This window comes from Mycolicibacter terrae (assembly GCF_010727125.1).
Classification (GTDB): Bacteria; Actinomycetota; Actinomycetes; order Mycobacteriales; family Mycobacteriaceae; genus Mycobacterium; species Mycobacterium terrae.
On the sequence record NZ_AP022564.1, the window covers coordinates 3,909,715 to 3,926,950 of the forward strand.

The window sequence follows — 17,236 nt, forward strand, 5'->3', positions numbered from 1 at the left end:
CCTGATCAATTGTCGTCGCCGGCGTCTTCGTCGTCGGTTTGGGTGTCAGCGCTGCCCTCGTCAACGTCCGGGACGGTGTCCACCACCCCGACCATCGCGTGGCGCAGCACCTGCTCACCGAGTTTGTAGCCCTGCCGCATGACGGTGCCGATCACCGAATGGGTTCCGTCACCCTCATGCTGGACGGCCTCGTGCAACAGCGGGTCGAACTCTTCGCCCTCGGCGCCGAACGCCGCCAACCCCAGCCCGGTGAGCACACCGGTCAGCTTGTCCGCGAACGCTTTCAGCGGCCCGGATTCCAGGTCGCCATGACTACGGGCACGGTCCAGGTCATCGAGGATCCCGAGTAGTTCGGTCACCACCGACGCCTTGGCCCGGTCGGCGACACCCTGCTGGTCGCGCAGCGCCCGCTTGCGGTAGTTGGCGAAGTCCGCCTGTACCCGCTGCAGGTCGGCGGTCAGTTCCGCAACCTGGTCGACCTCACCGGCGTGGACGTCGCTGGCCGGTTCCGCCGGGGCCGGCCCACTTGGGGCCGGCCCGGCGGAACTCGCGCGCACCTCACCGGTTTCCGGGTCAATACGCCGCTTGTCGGTCACGGTGATCGTCTCCGGAGACGGTTCGTGTGAAGCTCCTTCGCTCACTTGGTGTCTCCATCATCGACCACTTCGGCGTCCACGACGTCATCGGCACCGGCGGATGCACCGCCCTCCGCTCCGGAGGCTGCCTGCTCGGCCTGCGTGGCCTCGTAGATCGCCTGACCCAGCGCCTGCGATTCGACGCCGAGCTTCTCCATCGCGGACTTGATGGCACCGATGTCGGTGCCCTCCAGCGCCTTCTTCGCTTCGCCGATCGCACTGTCGACCTTGGCCAGAGTGTCCTCGGGGACCTTGGAGCCGCCCTCGGCTTCACGCTGCTCGGTGACGAACTTCTCGGTCTGATAGACCAGCGACTCGGCCTGGTTGCGAACGTCGGCCTCTTCGCGACGCTTGCGGTCCTCGTCGGCGTGCGCCTCGGCGTCCTTGATCATCCGGTCGATCTCCTCCTGGGACAGGCCGGAGCCCTCCTGGATCTTGATCGTGTTCTCCTTGCCGGTGCCCTTGTCCTTGGCGGTGACGTGCACGATGCCGTTGGCGTCGATGTCGAAGGTGACCTCGATCTGCGGGACGCCACGCGGGGCCGGCGGGATACCGGTCAGCTCGAAGGAGCCGAGCAGCTTGTTGTGCGAGGCGATTTCACGCTCACCCTGATAGACCTGGATCTGCACCGACGGCTGGTTGTCGTCGGCGGTGGTGAAGGTCTCACTGCGCTTGGTCGGGATCGTGGTGTTGCGCTCGATCAGCTTCGTCATCACCCCGCCCTTGGTCTCGATACCGAGCGACAGCGGGGTGACGTCAAGCAGCAGAACGTCTTTCACCTCACCCTTGAGCACGCCGGCCTGCAACGCGGCACCCACGGCGACAACCTCGTCGGGGTTGACGCCCTTGTTGGGCTCCTGGCCGCCGGTCAGCTCTTTGACCAGGTCGGTCACCGCGGGCATCCGGGTGGAACCACCCACCAGCACCACGTGGTCGATCTCCGACACCGAGATACCGGCGTCCTTGATCACCGACTGGAACGGCTTGCGGGTGCGGTCCAGCAGGTCCTGGGTGATCTTCTGGAACTCCGAGCGGGTCAGCTGCTCGTCGAGGAACAGCGGGTTCTTGTCGGCGTCGACGGTGATGTAGGGCAGGTTGATCGACGTGCTCTGCGAGCTGGACAGCTCGATCTTGGCCTTCTCGGCCGCTTCCCGCAGCCGCTGCATCGCCATCTTGTCCTTGGTCAGGTCGATGCCCGAGGTGCCCTTGAACTTGTCGACCAGCCACTCCACTACGCGGTCGTCCCAGTCGTCGCCACCGAGGTGGTTGTCACCGGAGGTGGCCCGGACCTCGACCACGCCCTCGCCGATCTCCAGCAGCGAGACGTCGAAGGTGCCGCCACCGAGGTCGAACACCAGGATGGTCTGTTCCTTCTGGCCTTTGTCCAGGCCGTAGGCCAGCGCGGCCGCGGTCGGCTCGTTGACGATCCGCAGCACGTTCAGCCCGGCGATCTGGCCGGCTTCCTTGGTGGACTGACGCTGGGCGTCGTTGAAGTAGGCGGGCACGGTGATGACCGCGTCGGTGATGTCCTCACCGAGGTAGGCCTCCGCGTCGCGCTTGAGCTTCATCAGCACGCGGGCGCTGATCTCCTGCGCGGTGTAGTTCTTGCCGTCGATCTCGACTTTCCAGTCGGTGCCCATGTGGCGCTTGACCGAGCGGATGGTGCGGTCAACGTTGGTGACCGCCTGGTTCTTGGCGGGCTGGCCGACCAGCACTTCGCCGTTGCGGGCGAACGCGACGACCGACGGGGTCGTGCGCGAGCCCTCCGAGTTGGCTACGACGACGGGATCGCCGCCCTCCAGCACCGAGACGCAAGAGTTGGTGGTCCCGAGGTCGATTCCGACCGCACGAGCCATTGTGGTTTCCTCCCTGATAGACGCTTCCCTAGTCTGAGCGGACTGCGCTCAAGGATGCGCCTCCGGCGGTCCTGCTGTCAACCCAGACTTGAGTGCGTATGACTCAACTTGTCGTAGTGGTCAACGGGGCGGGTCCGGGGTTTGTTCCCGGGAGACGGTCAGCTACTCACGACGGTCAAGATGCCCGATGGCGCCTCGAGGGCCTGGAGGGTTCGCGCGGCGGCGATGTCGATGTGCACGCGTGGCGCCGGCGGGAGTTCCCCCTGGTAGTAGGTGCCGGGCCCGTAAAACAATCCGTAGCGTAGGACCACGCCGTTCGCCGCGAGGACGGCTTCCTCGAGTGCCACCACCGCGTCGGCTTCGGGGCCGGGTCGCATCGTCCACGCGACGCTCTGGGCCACGATCCTCGTCGGTGGCAAGCCCTCCAACGCGCCGAGGAGATTGCGGGTGCCCTCCACCCGTATCCGGGCATTGAGCAGCGACACCTCGGGCAGATCGTCCAGGTCGTCGGGAAGATCCGTCAGCTGGTGCAGCACCAGGTCGGGTGAGAAGGCGCGGACGGCGCTGGTCAGACCCGGACGGTCGAAAACGTCGCAGACGATCGGTTGGGCACCCAGGAAAGCCAGCCCGTCGGCCTTCGCGGCTGACCGCGTCATCGCCCCGACGGTGTGGCCGGCCTGCACCAACATCGGGACGAGCCGACTGCCGATGACACCCGAGGCGCCCGCGAAGAAGATCCGCCTGCCGCCTTCGGCGGCGCTCATCCCGCGACCTTCGCGGCCAGGGCCGCCAACTTGGCGTCGAGCCCTTCGGCGGCCGAAAGCAGCGCGGGGTTGGGTTCTACGACCATCAGTGATGAGGGCTTGACGTAGGTCAAACTGCTGCTGCCGTCTTCCTCGCCGACGATCAGCAACTCCACCGGCGCGAACAGGCCCGCTGTCACGTCGTGGCGCAACATCGTGATCGCGATCAGCGGGTTGCCGATGATGACCCGCAACACTTCTCGGTTGATGCCGGCCTTGGTGATCCAGCCGCCATGATCGAAGATCGTGAACAGCATGAATCCACTTGGGCCGACATGGGTTTGGACCTCGTCTCGATAGGCGTCCCAGCTCGGGAAGTCCTTCGCAATGTCCTCGATCGGAACTGGCCGATCGCCGACGTCGGCGAACAATGCGGCCACCAGCTCGTCGTAGCTCTTCGTGCTCTCATAGCGCACCCGGACTCCGGAGAACCGGATCTCGCGCGGATCAGACTGCGACACGATCCATCTCCTCGACATCGGCAGCTGCAGGTTCTTCGAAGCGCTCCTGGACGTGGGCGCGCGGGGTGCGATCCACCCGCAGGCTCAGCAGGTCCGGGCGGCTGTAATGGCCGTGCGAATCCATCTGCGACTTGCGCGCATCGATCAGCGAGAAGTCCAGGTCGGCGATGACCTCACCTTCGCCGGAACGCAATGGCTCACCGATCAGCTCCCCGTGCGGGCTGATGATCGCGGTGAAGCACCCGCCCGAGATCGGACCGATCGGACACCCGGTGTCGGCCATGATCTGGGTCTGCTGGTCGGCGTCCAGCCAGGCGGTGGAGTTCACGACGAAGGCACCCGATTCGAGTGCGTGATTGCGCACGCTGATCTCGGCCTGTTGCGCGAACAACTCGCCGGCGAACGAGCCCGGCCACATGCCCGCGTGGATCTGCTCGCCGTCGGCGATCAAGGCATACCGGGCCAACGGGATGTAGTGCTCCCAGCAGGCGAGCTGCCCGATCCGTCCGACCGCGCTATCGACGGCACGCAGCCCGCTGCCGTCACCCTGCCCCCAGATCATTCGCTCGTGATAGGTCGGCATGATCTTGCGCCGCCGCTGCAGCAGGCTGCCGTCCGCGTCGAACAGCAGCTGGGTGTTGTACAGCGAGCCGCCGTCGCGCTCGGTGACACCGATGGACACCACCATTGCGGCTTGTCTGGCCGCGGCTGCGATCGCATCGATCTCCGGCGACGGGATCGTCACGGCCTGCTCCATCAACGTGAGGTGTTGCGGGCGCATCTCGAACGGACGCTGCACGAACGCGAAGTACGGGTAGTACGGGATCACCGTTTCGGGAAAGACCGCGAACCGCACACCCTGGCGCGACAAGTGCTCGATCTTGTCCACCACTCGTTCGACGGTTCCTTCCCGGCTGTAGAGCACCGGGCTGATCTGCACGGCGGCGGCTCGGATCTCATTCATTTTCAGCGTCCTTTTTATTGTGTCTCAACGATTGTCGAACTGCCGGCCGGCAGCACGCCGAGGTAATTCAGGTCGGCTACGTACTTTTCAACCAGTTCCGCCGACAACTGCGGAATGTCGTCGTCGTCACCGACCTGTGCGGATTGCACCGCGGCGCGGAAGGCCGCCGTCGGCGCCGGGGCGCCCCGCAGCGGTTGCTGCGGTTTCCGGTAGGCGTCCAGCAGCGCAAGCACGCTGTGCCGGCGCTGCTTTTCGGGCAGCGCCCGCAACACCGTCTCGAAGCGCCCCAACCACGCGTCATAGTCATCGATGCGCTCGATCCGATGGCCGGCATCGCCGAGCCAATCGACGAAGGTGTCCAACGAGATACCGTCGTCGTGCGGGTTCATCACGTCGAAGGATCGGAACCCGCCGGCGCCGCGCGCGCCCAGGACCGCAATCGCCTCGGCGACGAAATCAACTGGCAAGCCGCTGTAGTGCGCGCGCGGCCGCTCACCGGAGGTCCCCGTCTCGTAGAAGGACCCTGGCGCGATACCCGTCACAAGCAGGCTGAAGACCAGTCGGGTGAATGCGTCGGGGACGTTGAGCTGGCCGGTAAAGCGGCGGTGCGCGAGGATCATGTCCGATCGGAAGACCGTCACCGGCAGCCCGCAGTGGTCAAACGCCTCGCGCAGCAACACTTCCCCCGCCCACTTACTGTTGGCGTAGCCGCTGGCGTAGCCGTCGCCGATCGCCCGTACCGGGTTGATCTCGCGAATGTCGCCGTCCTCGGTGAAGGCAGCCGGGTCGACCGTCATGGCAACCGCCACCGTCGACAGGAACGTGATCGGCGTGATCCGGGTGGTCATCGCCAGCCGGATCACCTCCGCGGTGCCGACGACGTTCGGGCCGAACAATTGCTCGTAGGGCAGCACGTGGTTGACCAGGGCGGCCGCGTGCACGATCAGATCCACGCTGCGCCCCAGCCGATTCCAGGTGGTCGTGTCCAGTCCGAGGTGCGGTTCGCCGATGTCGCCGGCAATGACCTCCAGATGCTCGGCGGCCAGTGCACGAAAACGCCGCCGCAGCGCTACGTCACCGCTGTCGAACATCTGCTCAAGGCGCACCCACGCCGCCGCGTCGTCGCTGCCGCGCACGATGCAGATCAGTGTGCCGCCGGTCTGTGAGAGCCTTTCCAGCCACTGCAAGGCGATGAACCGGCCGAGATAGCCGTTGGCGCCGGTGAGCAGTACGGTGCGCGGTTCGCCGGTGACGTGCGGAAGCGTCAGCGCCTCGGCCAACGTCACGGCATCGATGAACTTCTCCAGGGTCACCTCGCTCGCCCGTAACGTCGCCGCGTCGGGCCCGTGCACCGTGGCGCTTGTGGGGCGCGTTGAAGCGCCTCGCTGTTGCGCCACCACGTGGCTCGCCAGCTGCTCGAGGGTGGACGTGGGGCTGATGATGACTCCCACGGGTACGTCGACTCCGAAGACGTCGTGCAGCAGCTCCGAGAACGTCAGGGCGGACAGCGAGTCGCCGCCAAGATCGGTGAAGTGGGCGTCCGGGTCCACGTCGGCGCCCGCGGAGCCGAGTACCGCGACCGCGGCCCGGCGCACGGTGTCGAGCACCGGCTGGTCGGTCGCGGAGTTGCGCAGCGCATGCAGTTCGTCCGCCTGCGCCAGCTCGATATCGGTGTAGAGCTGCTCGAGTCGCCGGCCGTAGCGCGCTGTGAGCGCGGGGCGCAACAGCTTCCCGACGCCCGAGACGAGGCCGGCTGCGGCGGTGAAGGGTGCTGTCTCGATCAGGAAGTCGACCGGGACCTCATAAGACTGCAGCTCGGCCGCTTTGGCGGTCTGCCGCAGCGAATCGCGGAGCACGGCCTTCAGCGCGCCGGCGTCGTCGGCGAATTGCTCACGAACCTGGGGGGTCGGAACGATCACCGCGAGCAGGTACGAGCGTTCGCTGTTGCCGTAGACGAATATCTGGCCCACCCCGGGTGCCGCGGCGAAAACCGCATCCAAGCGCGCGACCGCGACGAACTCACCCTGAGCGAGCTTGAGCACGTTCTTGCTGCGGTCCAGGTAAACCAGCTGATCCGGGGCGATTTCCGCCATCACATCACCGGTGCGGTAGTAGCCGTCGTCGTCGAAGACCTCGGCAGTGACGTCGGGGCGCTTGAAATAGCCCATCGTGGCGGTTGCCGATTTGATCAGCAGTTCACCGCGCGGATGCGGCCGGTCGGTGGTGAAGTACCCGAGCTCGGGGACGTCGACGAGCTTGTAGTCCAGCACCGGCGGCCGAAGGATGGCGCCGTCCCGGGCGACCCCGCCGACCTCGGTCAAGCCGTAGCCGTCGGAGAGGTGTACCTGCAGTGCCGAATCGAGAAACGCCGCCATCTCCGGAGCCAGCGGCGCGGTGCCGACGAACCCACCCAGAACCCGACCGCCGAGCAGTCCCTCGCGTAGCTCAGCCGCCGCGTCGGCCTCTGCAGCCTCCGAGGTGGCACCACCGGCGATCGATCCGGCCACCGCGCTGCGGTGGCGCTGGTAGAGCATGTCGATCACTCTGGGTACCAGCGGAAGCTCGGTGGGGCGCACCAGTGACCAGTCGTCGAACAGCGTCGACAGGTCGGGCTCGGCTACGAAATAGCTTGTGCCGCCGGCTATGAACGACGAGACCAGCGGCAGCCGGCCGCCGAGGTGGTTGAGCGGCATGAAGTTGACGTTGAACACCGGTGTCTCCGACGACGAGAGAAACGTTGACGTCGCCGTCCACAGCTTGGTGAGCGTCCGTTCGGAGTGCATGGCGCCCTTCGGTGTGCCGGTACTGCCCGAGGTGTAGAGAATCATCGCCAGCCGCTCGTCGGTGCCGGCGGTGTAGAGCGGCTCGGGCGGCAGCGCGCGGCCGCGCTGTACGACCTCGTCGAGCGTCTCGACGACGACCGGGACGCCGGCGCCGCGGATGCGCTCGCGAGCCCGTGCCAACGCCTCCCGGTGTGCATCGAGTTCCGGCTGATGGTCGAAGATCAGTACGTGGCGCAGCGAAGGGTTGTCCAACGCCGATTCCAGCGCTAGCTCCAGGTACGCGGCGCCCACCGCGACCACCCGCGGCTGCACCTCGGCGACGATCGACCTCAGCTGCGATGCAGAAGCGGTGTGCTGCAACGGCACCGACGCCAGGCCGAGATAAGCGCAGGCCAGGTCGATGGTCAGATAGTCCGCACTGGCGAAACCGATGGTGGCGACGAAATCGCCGGGCTGCAGGGGATGGCTGTGGTGGTGCCGCCAGTCGGCGGCGATCGCCCCCGCCCGCGCCCACAGCTGCCGATAGCTGATCGTCTCGAACCGGGGCAACAGCCGCGCTGTGGTGCGGCCCGTCGCAGAATCGGTCACCAGCTCACGGGCGCGCTCCCCGACGGCCGGGCGCTCCGCATAGCCGCCGGCCAATGTCTGCAACACCTCAGCGAGTCGCAAGCCAGGCCGGCGTGCCGCCGCGATGACGTCGGGGTCCGGTTGCGCTGCCTGGAATTGGGCGTCGGCGGCGTAGAGGTCGGCGACGCGACGGGCCAGTCGCTCGGTGCGGGAGGCGTTCGGTTCGGTGCTCATGACGGCCCCTGCTAGCCCAGGCGCTCGATGATGGTGGCGTTGGCCATGCCGCCGCCTTCGCACATCGTCTGCAGGCCGTAGCGTTTTCCGCTGTGCTGCAACGCGTTTACCAGGGTGGCCATCAGGCGTGCGCCGCTGGCGCCCAACGGATGCCCGATCGCGATGGCGCCGCCGTTGACATTGGTCTTCGCCAGATCCGCACCGGTTTCCTTCGCCCAGGCCAGCACCACCGGGGCGAACGCCTCATTGACCTCGAACAGGTCGATATCGGCCAGGGTCAACCCGGCACGCCGCAACACTTTCTCGGTGGCCGGTATCACGCCGGTGAGCATGTAGAGCGGATCGGACCCGACGACGGTGGTGGTGTGGATTCGCGCGAGGGGCCGCAGGCCCAGCTTCCGGGCGGCTTCGCCGCTGGTGATCAGCAGCGCTGCACTGCCGTCGGACAGCGGTGACGAGTTCCCGGCGGTGATCGACCAATTGATCTGCGGGAAACGCGCTTCCACCGCTTCGTTGTAGAAGGCCGGGCGCAACGCCGCCAACGTCTCCACGGTGGTGCCGGGCCGGATGATCTCGTCGGTGGTCAGGCCGGCGATCGGGGCGAGCTCGTCGTCGAAGAGTCCTTCCTTGGTTGCCCGTGCCGCCTTCTCATGGCTGGCGGCGGAGAACTCGTCGAGCTCGGCCCGGGAGAAACCCCACCGGGCGGCGATCAACTCGGCGCTGATGCCCTGCGGTACCAGCCCTTCGGGGTAGCGGCGCGTCATGTCCTCGCCGAACGGGTTGCTGCCCGGTAGCACCGAGCTGCCCATCGGGACACGGCTCATCGACTCCACTCCGGCCGCGATGACGATGTCATAGGCGCCGGCCAGCACGCCCTGGGCCGCGAAGCTGATCGCCTGCTGACTGCTGCCGCATTGCCGGTCGATGGTGGTGCCGGGAACCGATTCGGGAAATCCCGCACCCAACAAAGCGTTGCGGGCGATGTTGACGGCCTGATCGCCCACCTGGGTGACGGCGCCGGCGATCACGTCGTCGATCTGACCCGGATCGACGCCGGTGCGCCGCACCAGTTCCCGCAGGCTGTGCGCCAGCAGGTCGGCGGGCAGGACACCGTGCAGAGCGCCACCCGGCTTGCCCTTGCCGATCGGGGTGCGTACGGCGCCGACGATGACGGCGTCGCGGCCGTGGTATCCGGTCATCGCGAACTCTCCTGCCCTCTGAGTATGGTCGTCTATACCCAGGTATACACCCTGGGTATAGTAGAGTCAACTCAGGAGTGAGGTGATCGAGATGACTTTTCTGCAGGGGTCGCTCGCCGACCGGGATTCCTGGTCGGCGATCGGGCAGTGTCCGGTCGAAAAGACCATGGCGGTCGTCGGAACCAAGTCCGCAATGCTGGTCATGCGGGAGGCCTACTACGGCACCACCCGCTTCGACGACTTCGCCCAGCGGGTGGGCATCACCAAAGCGGCGACCGCAACGCGGCTGGCGGAGCTCGTCGACCTCGGATTACTGGCCCGGCGGCCCTACCGGGAGCCGGGCCAGCGCAGCCGCGACGAATACGTCCTGACCGACGCCGGGATCGATTTCATGCCGGTGGTCTGGGCGATGTTCCAGTGGGGGCAACGCCACCTGCCCAACCGCGGACGGATCGGCCTGACCCATCTGGGCTGTGGTGCCGACGTGTCGGTCGAGATCCGCTGCGCCGAAGACCACCGGGTCGAGCCCGGTGAGCTGGGTGCACGGTTGGTCAAGCCGAGAACCGCCTGACCGGATTCGCCGGGGCGCCCATCGTCGCCGGTATGCACCGGAAACCGTGCAAGGTGGCCAACTCGCGCGGTGTCGGAGGCCCGGCCAGCTGCAGGTCGGGGAAGCGCTCGAACAGTGCTCGCAGGGCGATGGTGGCTTCCATGCGAGCCAGGTTGGCCCCGAGGCAGGCGTGGACACCGCTGCTGAAGGACAGATGTTCGTGCGCGTTGGCTCTGGTGATGTCGAACCTGTCGGGCTCATCGAACACCCCGGGGTCGTGGTTGGCGCCGCCCAGCAGCAGCGCGACCGTTTCGCCTGCGGTCAGGCGATGCCCGCCGATCTCCAAGTCGCAGAGCGGGTTGCGCGACGTCATCTGCACCGGGCTGTCGAAGCGCAAGACTTCCTCGACCGCACCCGGCCACAACTCTGGATCCTCGCGCAGCATCGCCAGTTGCTCTCGGTGACGCAGCAACAGCACGATGGCGTTGCCGATCAGGTTGACGGTGGTCTCGAACCCCGCGCCGATGACCAGCAGCGCCGTCACACCCAGTTCGCGTCGATCAAGGTCCCCGTCGCGGATCAGCTGGCTGAAGATGTCGTCGCCGGGTTCGTTGCGCAACCGTTCGACGTGGTCGCCGAAGTCGCGGTCGCCTTCGCGCAGTGATTGCATCGCGCACCGAAATATCTTCCAGGACAATCCGATATCGAGCAGCGGTGCGGCGAGGTCGCCCCGGTCCAGCAGCCGTGGCCGCATCTCCTCGGGTACTCCGAGAATCTCGGCGATGATCAACGCCGGCAATGGCCCGGCGAAATCGGCGATCAGGTCCGGATCCGATGCACCCTCGAGGCGGTCCAGCAGCTCATCGGTGATCTCGACGATCCGGGTACGCAGTTTCTCGATGGCGCGCGGCGTGAAGGCGCGCACCACGGCTCGCCGGTAGCGCGTGTGATCGGGTGGATCGACCATCAGCATCGACGGCGGCTCGGCCGGATTCGGCAGTTGCGGATCGGTTCGGTCGAGCACCCAGCGCACCGCCTTGGACAGTCTCATGTTGGTGGGGTTGCTCACTCCGAACCTGTCGTCGCGCAAGATCGTTCGGCACAACTCATGATCGGCACTCACCGAGGCCCACGACGTACGAACCAGGCTTCCCTCGGCGCGAATCTGTTCGATCAGCGGTTCGGGTGCACCACCGCGCACGGGACCGAGCAGTAGACGCGCCATGGGCTCTGAGCGCCGGGCCTGCACCGCCAGGAACGCCCGCGGAAGCCCGTGCAGCACCGCCCACCGAACCCATAGACCCGATCGCATCACCGACCTCCCGTCAAATCTCGAACTCCGTCATGTCGCCCAGGGCAGACGGCACTCATCGGCCGCCGGTGGGCAGCACAAACGCCGACCGCGCAGCGATCGCTGCCATGTGCCTCATCAGCAGTGCTTCCGGGATCAGCGCGGTGACGCGGCTGACGGCGGCGCTGAGGAAATCGGGTCGCACATTGACCGCCTTCCCGAGCCACGCCGACTCCCGCACCAGCGACGCCACTCGCGGACGACGAAAGGCGGCGAACCGGGAGAAAGCGGCAAACAGGTCGGGCTCCCGCGCGACGAACGCGGACAGGATTGCGGCATCCTCCAGCCCCTGGCAGCCGCCCTGGCCGAGATGCGGGCGCATCGGATGGGCCGCGTCGCCCACCACCACCGTCGGTCCGCGCGCCCAGAGCCGGGCCGAACTGCGATCGTAGAGATCATCGCGTAACACATCAGTGGCCGCGGTCGCGGCAAGAATGCTCGGCATGGGCTCGGCCCAAGGGGCGAACTTGGCCCGAAGGTAGGCCAACTCCCCTTCGGGCGCCCGTTGCCCCTCGGGCACCCGCTCGGTGGCGAACCAGTACGTCAGATCCGGGCCCATCGGGACATGGCCGGCCTCCACCCCGGGACCCAGCGTCTCCCCCGCCAGGTCCGGGTCCAGCGCGTAGGCGGCGATGCCGCGCCACGCGGTATAGCCGACGTAACGCTGGCTCAGCGGGCCGTTGAGGTGGCGGGCCACCATCGAATGCGTGCCGTCGGCGCCGACGAGCGCATCGAAAGTACGTACCGAGGCATCCGAGAGTTGCAGCTGCACAATGTCACCGGTAATCGTCACGTCGGCGGCGGTGAGCCCGTATTCGACGGCGCCCGCCGGCAACGCGTCGGTGAGGATGTCGCGCAGTACGGAGCGCTGCACCACCACGAGCGGCTCGCCGAGCGCTTTGACCATTCGTTCGGTCGCGGGGCGGCGCAGCCACGACCCGTCGTGCCAGCGCGCCGCGCCGGCTGTGATGCGGCCGCCCGCCGCGCGGACTGCATCGCCCAGATCGAGATGGTCCAGGGCCGCCAGCGCATTGGGCCAGATGCTGATCCCAGCACCCGACGAGGTGTCGGTCCGCTGTTCGATGACGGTGACATCATGACCGCGCCGCTGCAGCCCGATCGCGGTCGCCAGCCCGGCGATACCGGCTCCCACGACAGCGATCCGCTTGCTCATGCGTCTGAACCGCCGGCGGCCCGGGACAGCCAGGCGTCCTGAATCACTTCGGCGAGTTCGGTCCTGGTGACGCGCGGTCTCGACACGGGGATGCCGTGCACGCCGTCGACTTGCGCTGACCGCCTGGCCATAACCGCAACCGTATACGTTCCGCATCGCCACGTCGCGGGAAAGTTCCGCTGCTGCAGCGGCTTCCACCGCGACCGATTCAGCATGGGATCCGGCAGCGACTCGTTCTCCGCCGTTGGCGTCAAATCCCGAACACCGATCCGGTTTATTCGAAGGACCAGCGCCGGGGGCTTGCTCGGGTTCTTCGCGTTCGAGAGCACCCTCGACCACGTCACCAGCTGGTTCAGCTCGCTGTAGCGAGAAGGCGGGGCCGAGCGCGGCGAGATTTGAATCTGGCCGACAGCCTCGGTGCGTTACCCTGCACCGATGTCCCACGCCCCCGATCCTCACCCGGCCTCTCCGGCCGTGTTGGCCCGTGAAGACGAGGGCTATCACAAGGATCTTCACCCTCGTCAGGTGCAGATGATCGCCATCGGCGGAGCGATCGGCACCGGGCTGTTCCTGGGGGCGGGCCGGCGCCTGCACGAGGCCGGCCCCAGCCTGTTCCTGGTCTACGGGATCTGCGGCATCTTCGTCTTCTTCATCCTGCGGGCGCTCGGCGAACTGGTGGTGCACCGCCCCACCTCGGGGTCGTTCGTGTCGTATGCCCGCGAATTCTTCGGGGAGAAAACGGCATTCGTCGCCGGGTGGCTGTACTTCGTGAACTGGTCGATGACCGGCATCGTCGACACCACCGCGATCGCGACGTACTTCCACTACTGGGGCGTGTTCCACGTCTTTCCCCAGTGGGTGCTGGCACTGGTCGCGCTGGTGGCGGTGGTGTCGATGAACCTGATCTCGGTGAAGCTCTTCGGCGAGCTGGAGTTCTGGGCCGCGCTGATCAAGGTGGTGGCCCTGATGACGTTCCTGGTCGTCGGGACCGTCTTTTTGGGCGGGCGCTTTCCGGTCGAAGGCCAGGCCACCGGCCTGCACCTGTGGGTCGACAACGGCGGGTTCCTCCCGACGGGGCTACTGCCGGTGGTGCTGGTCACCTCGGGTGTGGTGTTCTCCTACGCCGCCGTCGAGTTGGTCGGCACCGCGGCCGGCGAGACCGCCGACCCCGAAAGGATCATGCCGCGGGCGATCAATTCGGTGGTCGCCCGGATCGCGATCTTCTACGTCGGCTCGGTGGTGCTGTTGGCACTCCTGCTGCCCTACACCACCTACAAACATGGTGAGAGCCCGTTCGTCACATTCTTCGCCAAGATCGGGTTCACCGGCGCAGGCGGCCTGATGAACCTGGTGGTGCTCACCGCCGCGTTTTCCAGCCTCAACGCCGGCCTGTACTCCACCGGGCGGATTCTGCGTTCGATGGCGGTCAATGGCAGCGGGCCGAAGTTCACCGCACCGTTGTCCAGCAACGGGGTGCCCTACGGCGGAATCCTGCTGACCGGCATGATCGGCCTGCTCGGGGTGGCACTGAACGCCGTCGTACCGGAGCATGCCTTCGAAATCGTGCTCAATATCGCGGCTTTGGGCGTGGTAACGGCGTGGGCGACGATTGTGGCCTGCCAGCTGCGGTTTCACCGGCTGACCAAGTCCGGAACCCTGCAACGGCCGACATTTCGCATGCCGCTGGCCCCCTACAGCGGCTACGCCACACTGGCCTTCCTGGCCGCGGTGCTGGTGCTGATGCTGTTCGACCCCGAGTACGGCATCTGGATTCGCACCGCGGTGCTCGTCGGTGCACCGGCGCTGGTGCTTGGCTGGTATCTGGTCCGCGGGCGGGTGACGGCCGCGGCCGCACCACCGTCGGCCGCCCCCGAGCAACCACCTGCGGTGACCACGCAGGCCGAAACGGACGAGTAGGAGGCCGGAAACGCATGTCCCCCAACCGATATGCAGCGAAACCTCCGCTGTATGGAATGGCCCTGGTCTTCTGCGCCATCGCGATCGTGGCCATCACCGCCTATCTGCACGTCGGCTGGTGGTCGGTGCTCGGCTACGGCCTCGCCGCGGTCACGGCGGTGGCCGGGGGCGTGTTGGCGTTCCGGGATTTCTCGTAACCCCCACTGCTTCGCCCGCGAGTCACTACAGCCACTCGCGTCACAGAATGCGTAGGCTGGACGGCAATCTATGTCGGCGGGGGCGTGCGTGCGGGAACCGGATCAGGTGAGAACGAGAGCAATCGGCGCACAACTGACGCTGGCGGTCGCGCTGCTGTTGACCGGCTGCAGTTCCACCGTCGACGGCAACCCGACCGCGGCGCCCGGCGGGGGCGGGCCGGCGGAGCCGTCGTTCCGGACACCCCGACCCACCACGGCGCCGCCGAGAACCCCGGCTCCCTCCACGCCGCCCCCGTCGAGCAATCCGCATGAGCCGGGTGGCGCCGTTTCCCTGCCGCCCGACGAGAACGGCTACGTCTTCATCGAGACGAAGTCGGGCAGGACCCGCTGCCAGATCTCGACTCGGCAGGTGGACTGCGAGGCTCAGTTCACCAACACCCCGCTCAAGGGCGGCGAGCACGCCAACGGCGTCAGCGTCAGTTCTGACGGCACCGTGCAGTGGGTGCTGGGCAACCTGGGCGACATCCCGGTCGTCACCATCGACTACCTGACCTACCAGGCTCAGGGCTGGAAGATCAAAGCCGATATCGACGGCACCCGATTCACCAATGAACGCACCGGCCACGGCATGTTCGTCAGCATCGACAACGTCGAAACGTTCTGACCTCTGGCACCGTTCGCCGGCCACCGCTTTCGATTACGATCGCTGGAATGGCGCGCTTCGGATCTTCAGACGGCTCCGGCAAACCCGGCGACGACCCAACCCGATCCACCCAGTACACCCAACGCGGACCTCAGCCGCCCGGGCCGCAGCCGGCTCCGTTCGGCCCCCCGGGCCCGGGGTACAATCCCGGCGATCCGGGCTACCACCCCGGCAACGCGCCGACCCAGTACAACCCCGTCCACAACCCGTTCGAACAGCAGATTCCGGGTGAGGCGGACACCACGGACTTCGCCGGAGTGCCCCCCACCCCCTGGTTTCGCCGGCGGTCGGTGCTGACCGCGTGGTTCGGACTCATTGCGGTGATGCTCGGGCTGGTGATCTGGGGCATCGTCCAGCTGACCAGCCGCGGGCCCGGGGGCGGGAGCACCGCGCCGCAGACCAGCTCGTCGAGCTCCACCAGCACGACGACCAGCAGCAGCGCCACCACCAGCAGCTCCACCTCGGAGAGCCCCTCGAGCACATCGGCCCCGCCGGCGGCCCCGCCCGGACAGGCGCCACCGCAACAGCCGGCGCCCCGGCAGCCGCCGGTGCCCAGTGAGTCGCACCGTCACCTTCCGCGCCTGCCGTCGCTGCCGTCGGTGATCACCATTCCGCCGATCCCCAAGGTTCCGGAGCTGCCGACGGTGATCACCATCCCGCCACGCCGGTAGGCGGAGCACCGGCCCAGTACTCTCGCCGCATGCGACCGCAGCGGGAGCCGGCCTGGCTCGGTATGGATCTGGTGGCCGTTCTGGTGTTCTGCGCCCTCGGTCGGCGCAGTCACGACGAGGGCGTCGATTTCAGCGGCTTGGCGGCCACGGCCTGGCCGTTTCTGAGCGGTACGGTGCTGGGCTGGCTGTTGTCCCGCGGCTGGCTCCGGCCGACCGCGGTGGTGCCCACCGGGGCGATCGTCTGGATATCGACGGTGCTGGTCGGCATGGTGCTGCGCGCAGCAACCTCCGCGGGTGTGGCGTGGAGTTTCGTATTGGTCGCATCGACGGTGACCGCCGTCTTCCTGCTCGGCTGGCGGGCTGCGTTCGAGCTCGTCGCACGACGCAGGGCCGCCGGCCGGGGATGACGCGGCCGCCGCACCGGTGGACGGCACAGCTACTAGTCAGGTGCCATCGCGGCGTTTCGTCAGACGCGGCGCCTACCATCGGTTCGCGTGGACCGAACGCCGGAGGATCCGAACGACGAACCGACCCGAATGGCCGATTACGACTATCGCGGGGGCGGCGACTACGGCGAGCCGGCGGGCTACTACAGCCAGTACCGCGAACCCACCGGCGTACAGCCCGGCTGGTCCGAACCACCTGAACCGCCACCGACCCCCTGGTACCTGCAGCCGCTCGCGCTGATCGGCTGGGGGGTGTTGACGGCACTCCTGATCGCGGGACTGGTGTGGGGCATGGTCCGGCTGGTGAACAAAGAATCCGGTGACGCCACACCGACCACGGTCACATCCACCACAGTCGCGCCCAACGAGTCACCGGTCGCCCCGAACCCGGAGCCGGTCGTCCCGGAGACCACCACCGGCGAAAACGCTCCCCCGGCCACGACAATCGAACCATCGGCCAGCAGCTCCGAACCGCCGAGCACCACCGAATCGCCGACGACTACCACGCCGACCACGACCTCGGCGCCGACGACCACGGAAGCTCCGACCACCACAGCTCCGACCACCACCCAGGCCCCCACCACCACGAGCGCGGCGGCTCAACCGCCGTCGGAGATCGTCATCCCGCTGCCACACGAAGGATGAACGGCCAATAGCCGTCACCGGCGAGAAAGCCCGTCGGAACACTCGCCAGCCGATACAGTTAGGCCAGCCTGCGTCGCGCT

17 protein-coding genes are annotated in these 17,236 nt (G+C 67.2%); 7 read left to right on the forward strand and 10 right to left on the reverse strand.

Annotated features, from left to right (window positions below; translation table 11 throughout):
• Window positions 1-5: 5 nt before the first annotated feature.
• The 7 genes from grpE to G6N23_RS18525 form a co-directional block, all read right to left on the reverse strand.
• Window positions 6-641, reverse strand: coding sequence for a nucleotide exchange factor GrpE (grpE, locus tag G6N23_RS18495; protein ID WP_085260720.1), 636 nt, complete (start codon window positions 639-641; stop codon window positions 6-8).
• Window positions 638-2,491 carry a molecular chaperone DnaK gene (gene dnaK, locus G6N23_RS18500; protein WP_085260719.1) on the reverse strand — a complete coding sequence of 618 codons (1,854 nt, stop codon included), beginning with the start codon at window positions 2,489-2,491 and terminating at the stop codon, window positions 638-640. Before dnaK ends, grpE begins: the two co-directional genes overlap by 4 nt.
• Window positions 2,492-2,649: 158 nt before the next feature.
• A complete protein-coding gene (locus G6N23_RS18505) occupies window positions 2,650-3,255 on the reverse strand; it encodes an NAD-dependent epimerase/dehydratase family protein (RefSeq protein ID WP_085260718.1) in 606 nt (201 codons plus the stop codon).
• Window positions 3,252-3,773 carry a DUF302 domain-containing protein gene (locus G6N23_RS18510; protein ID WP_085260717.1) on the reverse strand — a complete coding sequence of 174 codons (522 nt, stop codon included), beginning with the start codon at window positions 3,771-3,773 and terminating at the stop codon, window positions 3,252-3,254. Before G6N23_RS18510 ends, G6N23_RS18505 begins: the two co-directional genes overlap by 4 nt.
• Entirely contained in the window at window positions 3,742-4,719 is a 978-nt protein-coding gene (locus G6N23_RS18515; RefSeq protein ID WP_085260716.1) for a nitrilase-related carbon-nitrogen hydrolase, read from the reverse strand. The genes G6N23_RS18510 and G6N23_RS18515 overlap by 32 nt, the downstream gene beginning before the upstream one ends.
• Before the next feature lie 14 nt (window positions 4,720-4,733).
• Window positions 4,734-8,303 (reverse strand): carboxylic acid reductase, encoded by a 3,570-nt coding sequence (gene car, locus G6N23_RS18520; RefSeq protein ID WP_085260715.1) that lies wholly within the window; start codon window positions 8,301-8,303, stop codon window positions 4,734-4,736.
• 11 nt (window positions 8,304-8,314) lie between these two features.
• On the reverse strand, window positions 8,315-9,502 hold the full coding sequence (locus G6N23_RS18525) for a thiolase family protein (RefSeq protein ID WP_085260714.1): 1,188 nt from the start codon (window positions 9,500-9,502) through the stop codon (window positions 8,315-8,317).
• Between the two features lie 91 nt (window positions 9,503-9,593).
• On the opposite strand from G6N23_RS18525, the gene G6N23_RS18530 reads away from it, so the two are divergent.
• On the forward strand, window positions 9,594-10,073 hold the full coding sequence (locus G6N23_RS18530; protein WP_085260904.1) for a winged helix-turn-helix transcriptional regulator: 480 nt from the start codon (window positions 9,594-9,596) through the stop codon (window positions 10,071-10,073).
• On the opposite strand, the gene G6N23_RS18535 is transcribed toward G6N23_RS18530, so the two are convergent.
• From G6N23_RS18535 to G6N23_RS22460, 3 genes are read right to left on the reverse strand one after another with little or no spacing between them, the layout of a single operon-like run.
• Window positions 10,054-11,364: a cytochrome P450 gene (locus G6N23_RS18535; RefSeq protein WP_085260713.1), complete on the reverse strand. Its 1,311-nt coding sequence runs from the start codon at window positions 11,362-11,364 to the stop codon at window positions 10,054-10,056. The genes G6N23_RS18530 and G6N23_RS18535 overlap by 20 nt on opposite strands.
• Before the next feature lie 55 nt (window positions 11,365-11,419).
• Entirely contained in the window at window positions 11,420-12,577 is a 1,158-nt protein-coding gene (locus tag G6N23_RS18540) for an FAD-dependent oxidoreductase (RefSeq protein ID WP_085260712.1), read from the reverse strand.
• Complete coding sequence (locus G6N23_RS22460; RefSeq protein WP_264069653.1) at window positions 12,574-12,708, reverse strand: hypothetical protein; 135 nt, start codon at window positions 12,706-12,708, stop codon at window positions 12,574-12,576. Before G6N23_RS22460 ends, G6N23_RS18540 begins: the two co-directional genes overlap by 4 nt.
• A gap of 304 nt (window positions 12,709-13,012) precedes the next feature.
• Between G6N23_RS22460 and G6N23_RS18545 the strand changes: the two genes are divergently transcribed.
• The 6 genes from G6N23_RS18545 to G6N23_RS18570 all read left to right on the forward strand — a co-directional run bounded on the left by G6N23_RS18545 (window position 13,013) and on the right by G6N23_RS18570 (window position 17,156).
• Window positions 13,013-14,494, forward strand: coding sequence for an amino acid permease (locus G6N23_RS18545; protein ID WP_085260711.1), 1,482 nt, complete (start codon window positions 13,013-13,015; stop codon window positions 14,492-14,494).
• A 14-nt stretch (window positions 14,495-14,508) separates the two neighbouring features.
• Window positions 14,509-14,691, forward strand: a complete 183-nt coding sequence (locus tag G6N23_RS18550) for a hypothetical protein (protein WP_085260710.1) — start codon at window positions 14,509-14,511, stop codon at window positions 14,689-14,691.
• Window positions 14,692-14,761: 70 nt separating this feature from the next.
• Window positions 14,762-15,355: a hypothetical protein gene (locus tag G6N23_RS18555; protein ID WP_372508912.1), complete on the forward strand. Its 594-nt coding sequence runs from the start codon at window positions 14,762-14,764 to the stop codon at window positions 15,353-15,355.
• 47 nt (window positions 15,356-15,402) lie between these two features.
• Window positions 15,403-16,065, forward strand: a complete 663-nt coding sequence (locus G6N23_RS18560) for a hypothetical protein (protein WP_085260709.1) — start codon at window positions 15,403-15,405, stop codon at window positions 16,063-16,065.
• Window positions 16,066-16,094: 29 nt separating this feature from the next.
• Window positions 16,095-16,472 (forward strand): DUF3054 domain-containing protein, encoded by a 378-nt coding sequence (locus tag G6N23_RS18565; protein WP_085260708.1) that lies wholly within the window; start codon window positions 16,095-16,097, stop codon window positions 16,470-16,472.
• An 87-nt stretch (window positions 16,473-16,559) separates the two neighbouring features.
• Window positions 16,560-17,156 carry a hypothetical protein gene (locus G6N23_RS18570; RefSeq protein ID WP_085260707.1) on the forward strand — a complete coding sequence of 199 codons (597 nt, stop codon included), beginning with the start codon at window positions 16,560-16,562 and terminating at the stop codon, window positions 17,154-17,156.
• Window positions 17,157-17,236: the final 80 nt, after the last annotated feature.

What these genes read in the sequence shown, in the direction of transcription:
- dnaK (WP_085260719.1), bottom strand. Translation starts at nt 2,491, where the DNA reads ATGGCTCGTGCGGTCGGAATCGACCTCGGGACCACCAACTCTTGCGTC.
- G6N23_RS18535 (WP_085260713.1), bottom strand. Translation starts at nt 11,364, where the DNA reads ATGCGATCGGGTCTATGGGTTCGGTGGGCGGTGCTGCACGGGCTTCCG.
- G6N23_RS22460 (WP_264069653.1), bottom strand. Translation starts at nt 12,708, where the DNA reads ATGGCCAGGCGGTCAGCGCAAGTCGACGGCGTGCACGGCATCCCCGTG.
- G6N23_RS18525 (WP_085260714.1), bottom strand. Translation starts at nt 9,502, where the DNA reads ATGACCGGATACCACGGCCGCGACGCCGTCATCGTCGGCGCCGTACGC.
- G6N23_RS18565 (WP_085260708.1), top strand. Translation starts at nt 16,095, where the DNA reads ATGCGACCGCAGCGGGAGCCGGCCTGGCTCGGTATGGATCTGGTGGCC.
- G6N23_RS18560 (WP_085260709.1), top strand. Translation starts at nt 15,403, where the DNA reads ATGGCGCGCTTCGGATCTTCAGACGGCTCCGGCAAACCCGGCGACGAC.
- G6N23_RS18515 (WP_085260716.1), bottom strand. Translation starts at nt 4,719, where the DNA reads ATGAATGAGATCCGAGCCGCCGCCGTGCAGATCAGCCCGGTGCTCTAC.
- G6N23_RS18555 (WP_372508912.1), top strand. Translation starts at nt 14,762, where the DNA reads ATGTCGGCGGGGGCGTGCGTGCGGGAACCGGATCAGGTGAGAACGAGA.
- car (WP_085260715.1), bottom strand. Translation starts at nt 8,303, where the DNA reads ATGAGCACCGAACCGAACGCCTCCCGCACCGAGCGACTGGCCCGTCGC.
- G6N23_RS18510 (WP_085260717.1), bottom strand. Translation starts at nt 3,773, where the DNA reads ATGTCGAGGAGATGGATCGTGTCGCAGTCTGATCCGCGCGAGATCCGG.
- G6N23_RS18530 (WP_085260904.1), top strand. Translation starts at nt 9,594, where the DNA reads ATGACTTTTCTGCAGGGGTCGCTCGCCGACCGGGATTCCTGGTCGGCG.
- G6N23_RS18545 (WP_085260711.1), top strand. Translation starts at nt 13,013, where the DNA reads ATGTCCCACGCCCCCGATCCTCACCCGGCCTCTCCGGCCGTGTTGGCC.
- G6N23_RS18550 (WP_085260710.1), top strand. Translation starts at nt 14,509, where the DNA reads ATGTCCCCCAACCGATATGCAGCGAAACCTCCGCTGTATGGAATGGCC.
- G6N23_RS18540 (WP_085260712.1), bottom strand. Translation starts at nt 12,577, where the DNA reads ATGAGCAAGCGGATCGCTGTCGTGGGAGCCGGTATCGCCGGGCTGGCG.
- G6N23_RS18505 (WP_085260718.1), bottom strand. Translation starts at nt 3,255, where the DNA reads ATGAGCGCCGCCGAAGGCGGCAGGCGGATCTTCTTCGCGGGCGCCTCG.